15 protein-coding genes are annotated in these 16,402 nt (G+C 68.8%); 8 read left to right on the forward strand and 7 right to left on the reverse strand.

The window, feature by feature from the left end:
- Positions 1–4 precede the first annotated feature (4 nt).
- Positions 5–1,639: a protein kinase domain-containing protein gene (locus QMK30_RS10055; protein ID WP_283516920.1), complete on the reverse strand. Its 1,635-nt coding sequence runs from the start codon at positions 1,637–1,639 to the stop codon at positions 5–7.
- A gap of 338 nt (positions 1,640–1,977) precedes the next feature.
- On the opposite strand from QMK30_RS10055, the gene QMK30_RS10060 reads away from it, so the two are divergent.
- From QMK30_RS10060 to QMK30_RS10085, 6 genes are all read left to right on the forward strand, one after another.
- A complete protein-coding gene (locus QMK30_RS10060) occupies positions 1,978–3,705 on the forward strand; it encodes a protein kinase domain-containing protein (protein ID WP_283516922.1) in 1,728 nt (575 codons plus the stop codon).
- 279 nt (positions 3,706–3,984) lie between these two features.
- The gene (locus tag QMK30_RS10065) at positions 3,985–4,662 is read left to right on the forward strand and encodes a hypothetical protein (protein WP_283516923.1); all 678 of its coding nucleotides are present in this window, start codon (positions 3,985–3,987) and stop codon (positions 4,660–4,662) included.
- A gap of 84 nt (positions 4,663–4,746) precedes the next feature.
- A complete protein-coding gene (locus QMK30_RS10070; RefSeq protein ID WP_283516924.1) occupies positions 4,747–5,415 on the forward strand; it encodes a PadR family transcriptional regulator in 669 nt (222 codons plus the stop codon).
- A gap of 277 nt (positions 5,416–5,692) precedes the next feature.
- Positions 5,693–6,451 (forward strand): ABC transporter ATP-binding protein, encoded by a 759-nt coding sequence (locus QMK30_RS10075; RefSeq protein ID WP_283516926.1) that lies wholly within the window; start codon positions 5,693–5,695, stop codon positions 6,449–6,451.
- The gene (locus QMK30_RS10080) at positions 6,448–9,279 is read left to right on the forward strand and encodes an FtsX-like permease family protein (protein ID WP_283516928.1); all 2,832 of its coding nucleotides are present in this window, start codon (positions 6,448–6,450) and stop codon (positions 9,277–9,279) included. Before QMK30_RS10075 ends, QMK30_RS10080 begins: the two co-directional genes overlap by 4 nt.
- A 107-nt stretch (positions 9,280–9,386) precedes the next feature.
- Positions 9,387–9,926, forward strand: coding sequence for a bacterial proteasome activator family protein (locus QMK30_RS10085; RefSeq protein WP_283516929.1), 540 nt, complete (start codon positions 9,387–9,389; stop codon positions 9,924–9,926).
- A gap of 143 nt (positions 9,927–10,069) precedes the next feature.
- Here the strand turns inward: QMK30_RS10085 and QMK30_RS10090 are convergent, their stop codons facing one another.
- The 5 genes from QMK30_RS10090 to QMK30_RS10110 form a co-directional block, all read right to left on the reverse strand.
- Complete coding sequence (locus QMK30_RS10090; protein WP_283516931.1) at positions 10,070–11,092, reverse strand: NAD(P)H-quinone oxidoreductase; 1,023 nt, start codon at positions 11,090–11,092, stop codon at positions 10,070–10,072.
- 84 nt (positions 11,093–11,176) lie between these two features.
- On the reverse strand, positions 11,177–12,352 hold the full coding sequence (locus QMK30_RS10095) for a methyltransferase domain-containing protein (RefSeq protein WP_283516932.1): 1,176 nt from the start codon (positions 12,350–12,352) through the stop codon (positions 11,177–11,179).
- Positions 12,353–12,847: 495 nt separating this feature from the next.
- Complete coding sequence (locus QMK30_RS10100; protein ID WP_283516933.1) at positions 12,848–13,060, reverse strand: hypothetical protein; 213 nt, start codon at positions 13,058–13,060, stop codon at positions 12,848–12,850.
- Complete coding sequence (locus QMK30_RS10105; protein WP_283516934.1) at positions 13,057–13,323, reverse strand: hypothetical protein; 267 nt, start codon at positions 13,321–13,323, stop codon at positions 13,057–13,059. Before QMK30_RS10105 ends, QMK30_RS10100 begins: the two co-directional genes overlap by 4 nt.
- A gap of 202 nt (positions 13,324–13,525) precedes the next feature.
- Positions 13,526–13,768 (reverse strand): hypothetical protein, encoded by a 243-nt coding sequence (locus tag QMK30_RS10110; protein ID WP_283516936.1) that lies wholly within the window; start codon positions 13,766–13,768, stop codon positions 13,526–13,528.
- Between the two features lie 189 nt (positions 13,769–13,957).
- Between QMK30_RS10110 and QMK30_RS10115 the strand changes: the two genes are divergently transcribed.
- Both QMK30_RS10115 and QMK30_RS10120 read left to right on the forward strand, forming a co-directional pair.
- Positions 13,958–14,758 (forward strand): helix-turn-helix domain-containing protein, encoded by an 801-nt coding sequence (locus tag QMK30_RS10115; protein WP_283516938.1) that lies wholly within the window; start codon positions 13,958–13,960, stop codon positions 14,756–14,758.
- Complete coding sequence (locus QMK30_RS10120; protein WP_283516940.1) at positions 14,745–14,957, forward strand: DUF397 domain-containing protein; 213 nt, start codon at positions 14,745–14,747, stop codon at positions 14,955–14,957. Before QMK30_RS10115 ends, QMK30_RS10120 begins: the two co-directional genes overlap by 14 nt.
- 153 nt (positions 14,958–15,110) lie before the next feature.
- Here the strand turns inward: QMK30_RS10120 and QMK30_RS10125 are convergent, their stop codons facing one another.
- Positions 15,111–16,073, reverse strand: coding sequence for a hypothetical protein (locus QMK30_RS10125; RefSeq protein ID WP_283516941.1), 963 nt, complete (start codon positions 16,071–16,073; stop codon positions 15,111–15,113).
- Positions 16,074–16,402: the final 329 nt, after the last annotated feature.

Consider the following 16,402-nt stretch of genomic DNA (forward strand, 5'->3'; position numbering starts at 1 on the left):
GGGGTCAGCCGCCGGCGGCACCCTCGACCGTGCCGCCGGGGTCGCCGGCCGTGCCCTCGGTCGCACCTTCGTTGGTGTTGCCCTCGGCCGTGCCGGGGTCGCCGTTCGCACCTTCGTTGGTGTTGCCCTCGGTCGTGCCCTCCGTCGTGCCCTCGGTCGTGCCCTCGGTCGTGCCCTCGGTGGTGCCCGGGTCGCTCGGCGGCGGGGACGACGGGGTGTCGCTGGGCGTCTCCGAGGGGGTGTTGCTGGGCTTGTCCGACGGCGTGTAGGAGGGCCGGTAGGTCGGATCCTGATGGTTGCCGCCGGTGGACGTGGAATTGCCGGTGTCCGCCGAGGTCTCCTCGTCCGGGGACGGCGAGGTCTCCTTCTCCGACTTGGAGGGGGTGCTGGAGATCGAGGGGGACTTGTCGGTGCCCGGCTTCTTGGTCCCGGTGTCGGCCACCTGGTCCATCGCGTACGCGATGCCCGCCGCGATGGCGATGATCGCCAGCACCGCGAAGATCCACACCTTGCCCTTGCCGCTCTTGCGGCCACGCCCGCCGCGATTGCCGTCGTACGCCCCGTCGTCGGGGTTCATCGGCGGCAGCATCGCGCCACCGCCGGCCCGCAACTGCGAGGTGTCGCCGTGGTTCGGGTGGCCGAGCGCGGTCGTCGCGTAGGTGCCGGCGGCGGGGGTGGAGCCGCCCTCGTGCATTGCGACGGGGCCGGTGTTCCACGTACCGGTGTGGCTGCCCTGCTCCTGGAGCATCGACAGGCCGTACTGGATGAGCCCGCGCATCTCCTCCGCGCTCTGGAACCGGTCGTCCGGGTCCTTCGCGAGGGAGCGCATGACGAGCCCGTCGAGCTCGGGCGGCGCCACGTCCGACATCTCGGACGGCGGCACGGGGATGTCCTGGACGTGCTGGTACACCACCGAAAGCGGCGTCTCACCGGTGAACGGGGGCCGCTGGGCGAGGAGTTCGTACAGCAGGCAGCCCGTCGCGTACAGGTCGCTGCGGTGGTCGACGGCCTTGCCGAGCGCCTGCTCGGGCGAGAGGTACTGGGGCGTGCCCATGACCATGCCGGTCTGCGTCATCGTGGCCTGCGCGCCGTGCAGGGCGCGGGCGATGCCGAAGTCCATGACCTTGACCGCGCCGCTGTCCGTGATGATCACGTTCGCGGGCTTGATGTCGCGGTGCACGATGCCGTGCTGGTGGCTGTACGCGAGCGCTTCGAGCACCCCGGAGACGATGATCAACGCCTGCTCGGGGCCCGGCGGCTCCGCGTGCATCAGCAGCTCGCGGATCGTGCGGCCCTCGACGAGCTCCATCACGATGTAGGGGACAACGGCCGACCCGACCTGGTCCTCGCCGGAGTCGTACACGGCGACGACGGCATGGTGGTTGAGGCCGGCGACCGACTGTGCCTCACGGGTGAACCGGGCCTTGGACACGGGGTCCTCGGCCAGGTCGGAACGCAGCAGCTTCACGGCCACGGTGCGGCCGAGCCGTACGTCCTCGGCCGCGAACACCTCGGCCATGCCGCCACGTCCGAGGCGGTGCGTCATCCGGTAGCGGCCGTCTCCGACCAGCCCGTGGTTGCCCCACGCTTCCGGCGCATCCGACACTCCGCCGCCGCTTCCCTCGGTCTCGGGTGCCATCAGTCCTCGCCGTCGTTTCTGTCCGCGTCCGCGGTGATCGTCTTGATGCTCCGCACGGTCCGCACGGTCCTCAGAGTCTGCACTGGTCCTCAGGGTGCACCGCGACGTCACGCTACAGGCTCCGCGTGACGCTCAGTTTCGAGATAGCGAGCCATCAAACCTGTTGTCGCTGTACCCAGGCAAATTCCATCCCCGTCCTGTAACGCTTCCGAGACGCTTCTTGCGCGTACGGTCACGGAACGGGCACCTCGCTTGACGTGTCAGTGCCCTCGGGCAGACTTGGCCCGTAAATCACAGATCACCGCGGGGTTGCCGCGCGCCGAGGGGGAAGCACAGTCATGAGCCAGGACGGCGGACAGGGCCGCTACGCGGGCGGCTCGGTCGCGGGCGGGCGTTACCAGCTGCGCGACCTGCTCGGAGAAGGTGGCATGGCGTCGGTGTACCTCGCGTACGACTCCGCGCTGGACCGGCAGGTCGCCATCAAGACCCTGCACACCGAGCTGGGGCGTGAGCAGTCCTTCCGCGAGCGCTTCCGGCGCGAGGCCCAGGCTGTGGCCAAGCTCTCCCACCCCAACATCGTCTCGGTCTTCGACACCGGCGAGGACACGCTGACCGAGGCCGGCGCCACCGAGGGCTCCGGCGCGGTCATGCCGTACATCGTCATGGAGTACGTCGAGGGGCAGCCGCTCGGCTCCGTGCTCCAGTCGGACATCACGCAGTACGGCGCGATGCCCGCCGACAAGGCGCTGAAGATCACGGCGGATGTGCTGGCCGCGCTGGAGACCAGCCACGAGATGGGCCTGGTCCACCGGGACATCAAGCCGGGCAACGTCATGATGAACAAGCGCAACGTCGTGAAGGTCATGGACTTCGGCATCGCGCGCGCCATGCAGTCCGGGGTCACGTCGATGACGCAGACCGGCATGGTCGTCGGCACCCCGCAGTACCTGTCGCCCGAGCAGGCCCTCGGCCGCGGGGTCGACGCGCGCAGCGACCTCTACTCGGTCGGCATCATGCTCTTCCAGCTGATCACCGGACGGCTGCCGTTCGACGCGGACTCCCCGCTGGCCATCGCGTACGCGCATGTCCAGGAGGAGCCGGTGGCCCCCTCGACGATCAACAGATCCATCACGCCCGCGGTCGACGCCCTCGTCGCACGGGCGCTCAAGAAGAACCCGAACGAACGTTTCCCCAGCGCCGCGGCGATGCGCGACGAGTGCGCCCGGGTGTCCGGCGCGGGCCAGACCGGCGCCGCGCCCGTCATCGTCGGCGGCAGTGGTCCGGCGACCAGCGGCTCGGGTGTCGGGGCCGCGGTCTTCCCGCCGGTCGACCAGAGCGGCGGTTTCCCGCAGCAGGGCAGTGTCCAGACGCCCTACCAACCGCAGACGCCGAGCCCGTACGGTCCGCCCACCCCCGCGCCCACTCCGGGGTACGGCTACCCGAGCCAGGCCCCCCAGCACACGCCCGCGCCTTCGCCGTACGCGACGCACGGCCTGCAGCAGGGCGGGCAGGCGCCGTCTCCATACACCGTGTCGCCCCCGATGCAGCAGAATTCGGGTGGTCAGGGCGGTGGCAGTCACGGCGGAAGCGGTGGCAGCGGCGGCGGTCGGAACATGCCGGTGATCGTCGGGTCGATCGTGGTGGCGCTGCTGGCCGTCGGCGGCCTGGTCACGATGCTCGCGCTCAACGGGAACGACGAGAAGGGCCCCGAGGTCAACGCCGACCCGAGCCGGAGTGCGACCGTGGACGCGGGCGGGGACGTGCAGCCGGGCCACAGGCCGCCGGACCGCGACAGGACCATGAAGACCACCGAGTGCTCCCCCGGCACGGAGTCCACCACCGACGCGGCCCAGGTGGAGCTGCCGAGCTTTGTCTACAAGGACCTCCGCTCGGTGAAGCTGTGCCTCCAGGCGGCGGGCTGGAAGATCAAGGAACTGAAGGTCGACGACCCCACCTGGGGTGAGGACATCGTGGTCAGCCAGTACCCCAAGGAAGACACGAGCGTGGATCCGAAGAACCTCACGGTCGAGCTGGAGATCTCCACCGGGAATCCGCCGCAGAGCTGACCGGGGCCGATTGGCTCCCCCGTCCCTCCTAGGGGGTGTCCGGCCGATCTCCGTGGCGTCGCGGGGTCTGGCACGCGCATCTGCGGAGATCGGCCGGACACCCCCTAACTGCCCACCGCCCCACCTCCCTGCCTCTCCCTTCGCTCTTCCGTGCCCCTTTCGTGTGGCCTGGGGTGCCGGAAATGTACGGGCATGTGACGCTGAGTCTGATATTTCGTTCAGGACGGCTATCAGCTGACTCAGCGGTCCGGTGCATTCCGGTACGGGAGGCGACGTCCCATGGCTCCGAGGCTCCGCCCACGGCGCGTGGCGGTCAGGCCGGCGCTGCTGGGGGTCCTGCTGGGGGCGCTGCTGCTGCCGGTGAGCGGTGCGTACGCCGATGAGCGCGCGCCCGGAGCCTCCACCGAGCCCCGGTCCCGGCCGAGCGCCAGTGCCGACGCGCGGGAACGGGCGGCCGCCACCGCGTCACCTTCCCCGGACGGCCTGGCGGGCCGGACGGCCGGTGAGGGACGCCCACGGCCGGGGCGGACACCGACCGTTTCACCGAGCGCGAGTGCGGCGGCGATCCCGAGCGGCAGCCCGAGCGCGAGGGGTGAATCCACCACGGGACCTTCCGAAGCCGCTTCCGCCTCCGGATCCGCCTCCGCCTCGGCCTCCACGTCCCCCTCCTCGTCGGCTTCTCCGTCAGTTTCTTCGACCGCGGCCGGCTCGCGCCCCGCCTCTCCTGTCGTCCCTGAGTCGTACGTTCCCGAGGCCCCTCGCGAGGCCGACGAGGAGGCGGGGCGCGAGCCGGCCGCCAGCCCCACCCACACGGCGGCGGCAGCCGCGCGCAAGGCTTCGGAGCAGGCCGTCGAGCAGCCCGCCGCACTGGGCATCCATATGCTGCCGCTGGGCGCGGGGGTCGCGCTGGTGGGGCTCGGACTGGGGTTCCTCGGGCTGCGGTTGCGGCGCATCTGACCCCCTCATCCCTCTCAGGACCTACCCCCGAGGTCCGTCGGAAGAAGGTTGCTCCGGACGGCATACTCGGTATACATACTGAGTATGTCGATCCGCCACGGGCTACTCGCCCTCCTTGAGCAAGGCCCTCGTTACGGTTCTCAGCTCCGGACCGAGTTCGAGTCCCGTACCGGCGCGACCTGGCCGCTCAACGTCGGGCAGGTCTATACGACCCTCAGCCGCCTGGAGCGCGACGGCATGGTCGCCCAGGGCGGCGAGGACGGTGCGGGCCACCCGCTGTACGCCATCACGGACGTGGGCCGCGGCGAGCTGAAGAGCTGGTTCGAGCGGCCCGTGGACCGGGCAAGCCCGCCGCGCGACGAGCTCGCCATCAAGCTCGCCATGGCCGTCGGCGCGCCCGGCGTCGACATCCGGGCCGTCATCCAGGCACAGCGCCACGCGACGCTCCAGGCGATGCAGGACTACACCCGCCTCAAGGCGCAGGCACTCGTCGCCGTCGAGAGCGGTGACGCCGACCGGGAGCGTGACGACGTCGCCTGGCTGCTCGTCCTGGAACAGCTGATCTTCCAGACCGAGGCCGAGGCGCGCTGGCTCGACCACTCCGAGTCCCGGCTCGCACGGCTCTCCGCGACGGCCGCGCTGAGGGCCAGAAACGCTTCGGCCACCCCGCACACACCGGACACGACGGGCCGGCAGGAGCCGACGGGCCCGGCCGGCCCGGCCCCGAACACGGCTGCCAGCACCCGCCGATAGAGGCGATAGAGGCGTCGTACGGCGCCCGCCAAGACCACGCCACACGCGCCAGGCCACCACGCACCACGCGGCACTACACGCTACGGCGTCACGCACCACCCCACCACGCGTCGCGCACAACGCACAACGCACCACGCGTCGCGCACAACGCACCACCGCGTCGCGCACAACGCACCACGCGTCGTGCATGACGCATCACGGGGCACCACGCGCCGTGCATCACGCATGCCAGTCGTCCTTGTAGTCCTTCCTATCCGTCCCCAGGGGGAACTTCTCCATGCTCGACCAACCTCAGCAGTCACAGCAGGCACCGCAGCCTGTGCTGCAACTCCAGCAGCTGACCCGCGTCCACGGCAGCGGCGCCACCGAGGTGCACGCCCTGCGCGGCGTCGACCTCTCCGTCTTCCCCGGTGAACTCGTCGCCGTCATGGGCCCGTCGGGCTCGGGCAAGTCCACCCTGCTCACCATCGCGGGCGGGCTGGACAACCCCACCTCGGGGAAGGTCCTGGTCGAAGGCACGGACATCACGACCGTCAGCCGCAAGGAGCTCGCCGCCCTGCGCCGCCGCAGCGTCGGTTACGTCTTCCAGGACTACAACCTCATCCCGGCCCTGACCGCCGCCGAGAACGTCGCCCTGCCCCGCGAGCTGGACGGCATATCCGCCCGCAAGGCCCGGGTGTCCGCCGTCTCCGCGCTGGAGGAGATGGGCCTGGACGAACTCGCCGACCGCTTCCCCGATGAGATGTCCGGCGGCCAACAGCAGCGCGTCGCCATCGCCCGCGCCCTGGTGGGCGACCGCCGCCTCGTCCTCGCCGACGAACCGACCGGCGCCCTGGACTCCGAGACGGGCGAGTCCGTACTCGCCCTGCTGCGGGCCCGCTGCGACGCAGGCGCGGCCGGGGTTCTCGTCACCCACGAGCCGCGCTTCGCGGCCTGGGCGGACCGGGTCGTCTTCCTGCGCGACGGGTCCGTTGTCGACGAGACCCTGCGCAGCCAGGCCGACTCGCTGCTCTTCGGGCAGGCGGCCACCAAGTGAACCGCTCGTACCACGCCTGGCGTGCCGCGGTCCGTATCGCCCGCCGCGACGCCTGGCGCTTCAAGGGGCGCAGCACCCTCGTCCTTGCCATGATCGCTCTGCCGATCCTCGGGGTGAGTGCCGCCGATCTGACGCTGCGCAGCGCCGAACTGTCCACCGAGCAGAAGATGGAGCGCCTCCTCGGCGCGGCCGACGCCCGGCTGGAGGACCCGCGCTTGGGCGGAGTGCCCATGCACCAGGCCCCGGACGGCCACAACCCCACGCCGGTGGGCAACTTCGACGACAAGCCCTGGCCCGAGGGTTCCGGTGACCTCAAGGGGGCGATCCCGGCCGGCGCCAAGACGCTCAAGGACACCTCCGGCGGCGGCAAGCTCCGCACCGAGCACGGCCTGCTGAGCACCGACATCCGTGAGCTGATCGCGACCGACCCGCTGGCCGAGGGTCTGATGACCCTCAACAGCGGCCGTTTCCCCACGAAGGCCGGGGAAATCGCCGCGACCAGCCACTTCCTGGAGTCCAGCGGACTCAGCATCGGCTCCACGCTCACCGCGCGCGGGCTCGACAGCGAGTTCCGGATCGTCGGTGGGTACGAGCTCCCCAACAAGTTGAAGGCCGACGAGGTCAACGCACTTCCGGGCACGTTCCTGGCACCGCTCGACAAGGCGCTCAAGGCGGACGACCTGCCCGGCACAGGGGCAACCAGCAGCTATCTGGTCGCGCTCGGCGGCGACGGTTTCACGTGGAACATGGTCAAGAAGACCAACGCCCAGGGAATCACGGTCATTTCGCGGTCCGTGTCCCTCAACCCGCCCCCCGACTCCGAGGTCCCGCTCTTCCAGCAGGAGGAGTGGAGCAACTACCAGGAGAGCAACGCCTCCAAGGTCGCGGCGATCGCCGTGGTCGGCACCGTCGTCGGCCTGGCCATGCTGGAGATCTGCCTGCTGGCAGGACCCGCGTTCGCGGTCGGCGCCCGGCGCTCCAGCCGACAGCTCGGGCTGGTCGGCGCCAACGGCGGCGACCGCCGCCACATCCGCGCCATCGTGCTCTCCGGCGGCCTGGTCATCGGCGCCGCCGCTGCCGTGGTCGGCACCGCGCTCGGTCTGCTCCTCACCTTCGCGCTGCGACCGGTGCTGGAGGGCTACATGGGCCGGCGCTTCGGCAGCTTCGACATCCGCCCGCTGGAACTGTTGGGCATCGGCCTGCTCGCCGTCGTGACCGGGCTGCTCGCCGCGATCGTCCCGGCCATCACCTCGTCCCGGCAGACCGTGCTGGCCGCCCTCACCGGCCGTCGGGGCGTCCGCCGCTCCAGCCGCGTCCTGCCGGTCATCGGCCTGAGCGCGGTGGGCCTGGGCGTCGCCATCACCCTGTACGGGGCCACGTCCACCGACAGCGTCGTCTTCGTCGCGGGCGGCAGCGCTCTCGCCGAGCTCGGCATCGTCGCGCTCACCCCGGCCCTGGTCGGCCTCTTCGGCAAAATCGGCGGCCGGCTGCCGCTGTCACCCCGGCTCGCCCTGCGCGACGCCGTGCGCAACCGGGGCCGTACGGCCCCCGCCGTGGCAGCGGTGCTCGCCGCCGTCGCGGGCACGGTCGCCGTCGCGACGTACGCCGCCAGTGCCGACGTACAGCAGCGCGCCGCGTACCAGGCCCAGTTGCCGGCCGGCGCGATCACCTTCCAGAACATGGAGGCCGGTGGCCGCGATGTCCCGGCCATCCGCAGCGCCGTGCAGAAGAACTACCCCGTCGACGTACGCGCCGATGTGGACCGGATCGTCGTCGGCAGGCCCAGCTGCGAGACCTACAGCACCGAGAAGGGCTGCGGGCGCTACGAGTTGGTCGTGCCCAAGGCCAACTTCTGCGCCCTCCACGGGGACGACTCGGACAAACTCTCACCGGCCGAGCGCCACAAGCTGAGCGAGGACTGGCGCTGCAAGGAGAGCGACCACTACTCCCAGCAGGAAGTGGTCGTCGCCGACGAGAAGCTTCTTTCGGCGCTCGCCGTCAACGACCCGGCGTCCGTCAGCGCGCTCAAGAGCGGCAAGGCCGTCGCCTTCGACCACCGCAATGTCGAGAAGGGGAAGATCGGCATCAAGCTGATCACCGACTCCGCGAAGGCCGATCTGCTCGTCGAGAAGGGCAAGGAGGCACCCGGCAAGGTCGAGTCGCTCCCCGTGCACCAGGCCGCCAAGTCCGCGGAGCCGTACGGTATCAAGGTCGTGTTGCCGCCTTCGGCCGCGAAGGCCGCCGGGCTCGCCACCGTCCCGTTCGGTTCGTACTTCTCGACGGACAAGCTGCCGAGCAGCACCCAGGAGCAGAAGCTCAACGCGGAGCTCGACCAGCTGGGCGCCGATAGCGATGTGTACGTCGAAAAGGGCTACACCAGCGACAACAGCATCATCCTGCTGTCCCTGACCATCTTCGCCGGACTGGTCACCATCGGTGCGGCCGGCATCGCCACGGGCCTCGCCCAGACCGACGCCGAACCCGACCTGAAGACACTCGCCGCGGTCGGCGCACCCCCGCGGGTACGCAAGACGCTGAGCGGTTTCCAGTGCGGGGTGGTCGCAGCGATGGGCGTGATCCTCGGCTCGGCGGCGGGCATACTGCCCGCGGTCGGGCTGCGGCTGGCCGAGGAACGCCAGGAGCTGAAGTGGTACGAAGAGGCCCTGGATCAGGGCTACGGCTATATGAACGACGTGCCGAACGTCCCCATCGTCGTCCCGTGGGCGACCCTCGCGGCCCTGCTCGTCGTCGTCCCGGTGGGCGCCGCGCTCCTCGCGGCACTCGTCACCCGGTCCCGCACCGCCGTGTCGCGGCGCGCGGAAGCGTGAGCGCGGGCTGAGCCGGACGACTGCTTCCCGTGCCCCCGTACAGGGTGGATCACCTCTGTACGGGGGCACACCGTGTTCAGACGCAGGTGTGCGAGAGAATGGGCAGCATGGAGATGCCGAGGAGTGAACGGTCGCAGGAGAGCCCCCAGGTTCTTGTCGTGGGACAGGACGGAACGGCTCTCGGCGGCGGCGGTGACGAGTCGCGCGAGGTCCCAGTGACAGAGATGGTCGAACAGCCTGCGAAGGTCATGCGCATCGGCAGCATGATCAAGCAGCTTCTGGAGGAAGTCCGAGCAGCTCCCCTTGACGAGGCGAGCCGAGTACGGCTCAAGAACATTCATGCCAGCTCCGTGAAGGAGCTGGAGGACGGACTGGCGCCGGAGCTCGTCGAGGAGCTGGAGCGACTGTCGCTGCCCTTCACCGACGAGGCCATTCCTTCCGAGGCGGAACTCCGCATCGCGCAGGCCCAGTTGGTGGGCTGGCTCGAAGGCCTCTTCCACGGCATCCAGACCGCGCTGTTCGCCCAGCAGATGGCTGCGCGGGCTCAGCTGGAGCAGATGCGGCGCGCGCTGCCGCCGGGTTCGAGCCACGAGGACGACGACCAGGACGACAACCACGGCCCGGTCCGCTCCGGCCCGTATCTGTAGTCGCAGGCGCAGTCGTCGCAGTCACAGTCGCAGCCACGAGAGCGATCACCACGAGCGCACAGGCGTGAGGCCCGGTCCGCAGTCTGCGGGCCGGGCCTCACGTCGTCGTGTCTGCGTGCGTAGACGTCTACGTGTCTACGCGCTTACGCGCCCGAGGTCAGCAGGATCTTGCCGATGTGGTCGCCCGTGTCCAGCGCGCGATGGGCCTGCGCGGCATCGGACAGCGGCAGCACCTGGTCCACGACGGGGCGGACCCGGCCGGCATCGATCAGCGGCCACACATGCTCGCGCACCGCCGCGACGATCGCGGCCTTCTCACCCAGCGGCCGGCCCCGCAGCGACGTCGCCGTGATGGCCGCACGCTTCTTCAGCAGGGCGCTGAGGTTCAGCTCGCCCTTCAGCCCGCCCTGCAGGCCGATGATCGCGAGGCGGCCGTTGACGGCGAGCGCCTTCACGTTCCGGTCCAGGTACTTCGCACCGATGATGTCGAGAATGACGTCCGCGCCGGCCCCGTCCGTGGCCTTGCGCAGCTCCTGGACGAAGTCCTGCTCGCGGTAGTCGATAAGAATGTCGGCGCCCAACTCGGCGCAGCGGGCCAGCTTGTCCGGACCGCCCGCGGTGACCGCGACCCGCGCCCCGACCGCCTTGGCGAGCTGGATCGCCATCGTGCCGATGCCACTCGCGCCGCCGTGCACCAGCAGCGTCTCGCCGGGCCGCAGGTGGGCGATCATGAAGACATTGGAGTTTGTGCAAGTCCCCCCATGTCCCATGAACACGTTTGACCACACGGTGCAGACGGCTTCCGGCAGTGCGGCAGCGTCCGCCACGCTCACCCCATCGGGCACGGGAAGTACCTGACCAGCGGGAACGGCCACCTTCTCGGCGTAGCCCCCACCTGAGAGCAAGGCGCACACCGGCTGACCAATTTCCCAGCCGACCACGCCCGGACCCAGCTCCGCCACGTGTCCGGAGCACTCAAGCCCCGGATAGGGCGACGTGCCGGGCGGGGGGTCATAGAAGCCTTGCCGCTGCAACAGGTCGGCCCGGTTGACGGCCGAAGCGGTCACGTCAATGAGCACTTCCCCCGGCCCCGCTACGGGGTCCGGCACGGTGGACCATGCGAGCACTTCCGGCCCGCCCGGCTCTGTGATCTGGATTGCTTTCATACAGCGACGCTACCCCCGGAACATGCAGGAAGCCCCGCCCATCTGCCACGGGGGTAGCAGACGGACGGGGCCGTTTCGGGGGTCTCAGACCGGCCAGGAATCGGACGGGTCATCTACCCATGCGCTCTGCCCTTCCGCCGTAACGGTGAGCCCGAAGCGCTCGTATCCGGGCTTTCCTTTCCCCGCCCACCACTGGTAAGCCGTCTCGGCTTCATCCCAGAGTTGGCGGGGGCCGGATTGCCACACGTGCCCGCCATTCCGCCCGTCCACGAACATCACGCACGCCCATGACCGGTCTTTGAGGCCGTAGAGCCACACCGACCGCACACCGTCGCTCTTGGCTGTCATTACTTGCACGCAGTCCCGGACGCGGAGCCCAAGCACGAATTCCAGCGGATCGAACGATCCTCGGCACCATTGCGACTCTGTGACCATCGTGTCCGACTCCAGGCCCGACCGGATGCCGTGCTCTCCGACGTATTCGGCGTGCGTCACCGGGGGCAGTCGCTGCGCCCGAAGTTTCATGAACTCGACCGGTCCCGTAAAGGCACCCACTGCTGCCTCGCCGTCCGCAGCGACGACCAGCCGGGCGACAGCATCTTGGTTGCTGAAGTGGGTACCCCACGGGCTCACGATGACCGCACCGGGGCGGGCTTGTTCGATCCAGGCATGGGGAATTCGACGAAGTCCGCATGTGGCCATGATCCGGTCGTATGGGGCTCCGGGCGGGTGCCCGTTGAAGCCATCCCCGGTAACGACCGTGGGAGCGGCTCCAAGCCGTGTCAGCGCGGTGCGCGCGTGGTCGGCGACGTTGGGATCTACCTCGATTGAGGTCACGTTCACGTCGCCGAGCCGGTGTGCGAGAAGCGCTGTTGTCCACCCTGTTCCTGTGCCAATGTCCAAGACCCGGTTACCGGGTTGAACGTCCAAGTCCCGGAGCATGGAGAACACCACGGACGGCATGGATGCCGAACTTGTGGACAACATGCCCGGTTTGGGTCCCTGGTGCTTTCCATCGTCCCATTGCGTGACGATGGGGACATCGGCGCTCGCATATCCCTGCCAAACGTTCGGGTCCGTGAACTGGTCCACGGCTACCGTCTGCCGGGTATCCATGTCGTACGCCCACATGAGGTCTGGCAGGAATGCCGATCGGGGAACCGCCGCGAATGCGGGGGCCCAGTCCGGCACGAGAGCACCCGATTTAACGAGCCTGGAACCGAGTTCGCTGAGAGCGTCCCGCCCCTCATTCTGGCTCACAGGTAGAACGCCTCACCGGGCGGAATCAGTGATCCGGGTCCGCCGTCTGGGTGCGGCTTCTGCGGATACGGCTCGGGCTGCTTAGGCTGAGGCCACGGTGTTCCGGGCGTGGTGCTCACTGTTGTGGTCATGTACTCGCTCGCTCCCTTGTGTTGTGGAGGTTTAGCCCCGTCCCTGCCAGGATTCCGAGCCAAGTACGGGGGAGCCTCGGCATTCGGTACGTCCGGCAGGGACGGGAGTCTTAGCGGGCTACCAACTCGCGTCGGTCCCGTTCCCGCAATTGCTTCTGTGCCTTGTGCGTCAGCTCGTTCATGCAGAACTCACAGGCGAACACATCAGCGTGCCCTTGCGGTGTGAGCGCGGGGCCGACCCAGAGGACACGTACACGCTCGCGTCGGCAGAAGAACCAACAGTCACCCGTGACCCAGTGGTTGCCGTCGTCCGTCGACGGAGTACGGGGCCGGATATCAAGCGTCGGATTCGGTATGGGCAACGTCATGAGGCGGAGAGACAGCGGGGGCAGTTCACGGCGCGAGCCCATACGGTTTTCTCGTCTCGGGCCTTGCCCGCACCACAGACCGACTTGAGTTCCTTCGTTCGCCGGTCGTCGTTGAGCGGACCCCTGAGCTTGTGCACGGTCATCACGTCTTCTCCGACGGTGCCCGCTGCCCAATCCGTCGTTTCGTCGGGTCGCGTCTTCGTCGTCATGGCCTGCCCTTCTGCCGTTGCCTGTGCAGCCTGCCGACCGCAACTAGTTGCCGCTGCTCCCACTCGGTTGCCGGTCGGAGTCTTCGGAAGTGGACGCGCCACGTAAGGCCGGTCGGACGGCTCATTTCGATGAACGGCGCGTCGACTTCGCGCACGGTGCCCGGCATTTCGTAGTCGCGATCGAAGATGACCGACCCCACTTCGATTGCTTCGGGTCTGGGGAAGGCAGGCGCGAGCTTCACGCTTCGCGGCTGCTTTGCCACGGGGTTCTTCGTCCTCATGACCGGTCGGCCCTTCGGTGCGGGTGGGCCGCAAGCTCTTCGTTGCAGCTTCGGACCGTGACGGGGCTTCCCAGGATTCGGGCCGCCTCACGCTGCCGAGCCAGAGCCCCGCACACATCGCAGCCGTCCACGGGCACGGGCTCAAGGGCGGGGCCGCGAAGCACCGGTTCGGCCCTGGTGTCACTCACCGCTCTGCCTCCGTGGTCGGGCCGCTCAGCGCGGCAGCAAGAGCGCGGGCCGTCTGGACGTTGCAGCGCCCCAGTTCGATCAAGGCGTACGCGGCGGGGCCGGAACAAGAGGCGACATCCAGCCTGAGAGACGGCAGCGTGATTCCCACCGCCCTGAGCGCGTCGGCCAGCTCGTCGCGCGCTGCCTTCACATCGTTCAGCGTGTCGCCTGCTGTCTGTGGCTTGCCTGCCGTCGTCATGCCAGCTCCGAACCTTGGCCGTCACCCGTGGGGGCGGGTGCTTCCGGTCTCCCCACCATTGCCAAAGGAACGAGTCAGGTACACGGAAGGCGTGTGACCAAATACCCTTAGTGAACAAGCACTTGAGAGGGGGTCAGCAGGATGGAATTAGAGCCGGAAGAGGCCGACGGGCCCGCTTCACCTGCGGAAATGTTGGCCGCACGCGCCAAGAGGGCCCGGAAGAGGTCTGGTCTTACGTTCCGCGCGCTCGCTGAGAAGCTGGGGTTCCCACACACGTACCTGAGTCGGGTTGAGAGCGGCGAGCAACTGCCGTCCGCCGCACTGGCCGAGACCATGGACGCCTTCTATGAGACAGACGGGCTGTTCAGCGACCTAGCGGCCGTGGCGCGGGCTATGGCCGCTGAGACGCCGAAGTGGGGCCACAAGGTCCTTGAGGCGGAGAAGCGGGCCGGTCGCATCCAGACGTTCAACTCAAGCGTGGTGCCGGGACTTCTCCAGATTGAGCCCTACACGACGGCCCTCTACGTCGAGTCGATGCCGGGCAAGGATGCTGAGAACATCGCACTGCAAGTGGCCAAGCGGGCGCATCGTCGGGCGGTGCTGGACTCAGCCCAACCGCCCCTGTACTGGGCGATCATGGATGAAGCGGCCTTGCGTCGGCCGGTGGGCGGTCCGTCCGTCATGGCTGAGCAGATCCGGCACATACTCCAGATGATCGAGTCGAAGAGCGCCGTACAGGTTCAAGTCGCCCCCTTCTCCCGTGGAGTGCATCCGCTCATGGGCGGTAGCTTGAGCTTGCTCACCCTCCGAGATGGCGCGACCTTTGCCTATGTCGAGTCGTTCGCGTCCGGCGTGTCCGTCGAGACTCCGGCCGATGTGCTGGAGCTGACAACGCTTCTAGACATTGCCCGGTCGCAAGCCCTTGACGGCGGAGAGAGCGTGTCCCTGTTGAACGCGTACCTGAAAGAGTATGAAGATGACGAAAAATGAGAACGTGTCCGCGCCGGACTGGGTCAAGAGCAGTTACAGCAACGGGCAGGGTGGCGAGTGCATCGAGTGGGCTCCGCAGTACGCGGCAGCCACCGGCGCATTCCTGGTCCGGGACAGCAAGGACCCGGACGGCCCGCACCTGAACCTGAGTGCCGAAGGCTTCGCCGGACTGGTCGCCTTCGCCAAGTCCCACGGCTGACCGGCCGACCCCAGCCCCCGACCAGAGCCCCGCCACTCCACCCTTCGGAGCGGCGGGGCTCTTCGCTACCCTGCGTAAAAATTTGGGGTCCAGCCGGCCAGAATTCCGGGGGGTGAAACGGACATAGGGGGCCCACGGACTCACGCTCCGTGATCACGCGGCAGGCGCGTACCCGTCTTGCAGCACGTCAGCGACCGTTGCGACGGTGGTGACCGTGGCAACCACGGTGACCGCTTCCGGCGTGGTCTCGCGCTCCGTGGTGGCGCTCTCCCCCGTCTCGGTGTTGGTCACCTCAACGGAGACTGTCACGGGCTCGCTGGGGGTCTCGTCGGCCGGTGGGGTCACCGTGACCGCTACCTCAATGGGCGTGCCGTCTCCGGGGCCGTCAGCGGCCGTCAGCGTGGCCATCACAGTCACGGCGTCCGTCTCCGGGTCGGTGGCCGTCACCTCAAGCTCAACGGCCGTTCCGGGGTCGGCAACGGTCGTGAGGTACGCCCGGAATGGCCAAGCCCAGTCCGGCACCTTCTCAACCATGTCTTCGGTGCCCGGCATGACCACGTCCAGCGCGCTGCCCACGCTGTCCTTGCCGAACGGTCCGGCGTCCTTCTCGCTCTTCTCGCCCTGGTTCTTCTTGGGCTTCTCGGCGTTGTCCGGCTGCCGCCGCTTCGTGGTGCGCGTCGGTGCTCCGGGGCTCTTCGTCGGCTCCGGTCCTTGCTTCGCGTCGTGGTCCAGCTCGTTGCCGTCGTCCGCATCCGTGGCAGGGTCTTCGGCGGGCGCTGGTGGGCCGCTGGGGGTCATGGGCACCGCTGGGGCCACCGGACCAACGTAGGGCCGCTCAGGGGCCGTTGCAGGCCCTTCGGGGCCGGTCTGGCCGGTCAGCTCGCGCACGGGCTCAGTGGCTACTCTGTGGCCGTTCACGGGCTGGGGCTCAGGGTGCGTCGTCGTCCAGGACAGCAGACCGAAGACGGCTGCCGTCGCACTGAGCGCGAAGGCGGGGCGGGTGAAGCGACGGTTGAACATGGAACCCCCATGGTGCGTGTGCGTGCCCTTTCGGGCTTTGGTGCGGTACTGCGAGTGCTCTCCTGTAGGTGAGTCGGTGCCGTTCGCCTTCGTCATGCAGCGAGCGTCACGGCAGGCTCTTCGGTGTCGTCCTGGTGGTGTTCGTGCTGCCCGTAGTCGCACGCCGACCAGGCCCCGCCCGGATAGGGCAGATAGGCCCCTGTCTCTGGGCTTGAGTACCACTCAGCGAGCCCAACCAGCTCGCCGGACCGGCCGTCAGTAACCGTCATCCGGAAGCCGTGAAACCGGCCCCTCCCCAGCAGGCGAGCGACTAGCGCCCCCTGAGCGCGAAGCACGGAAGCCGTGTCATCGCATGTGTTGATGTGTTCCTCCCTCAGCGGTGAAGGCAAGTCGGTGCACGGGTGCCAAGACAGACGGTTGTCCCC

Source organism: Streptomyces sp. H27-C3, assembly GCF_030063415.1.
GTDB lineage: Bacteria > Actinomycetota > Actinomycetes > Streptomycetales > Streptomycetaceae > Streptomyces.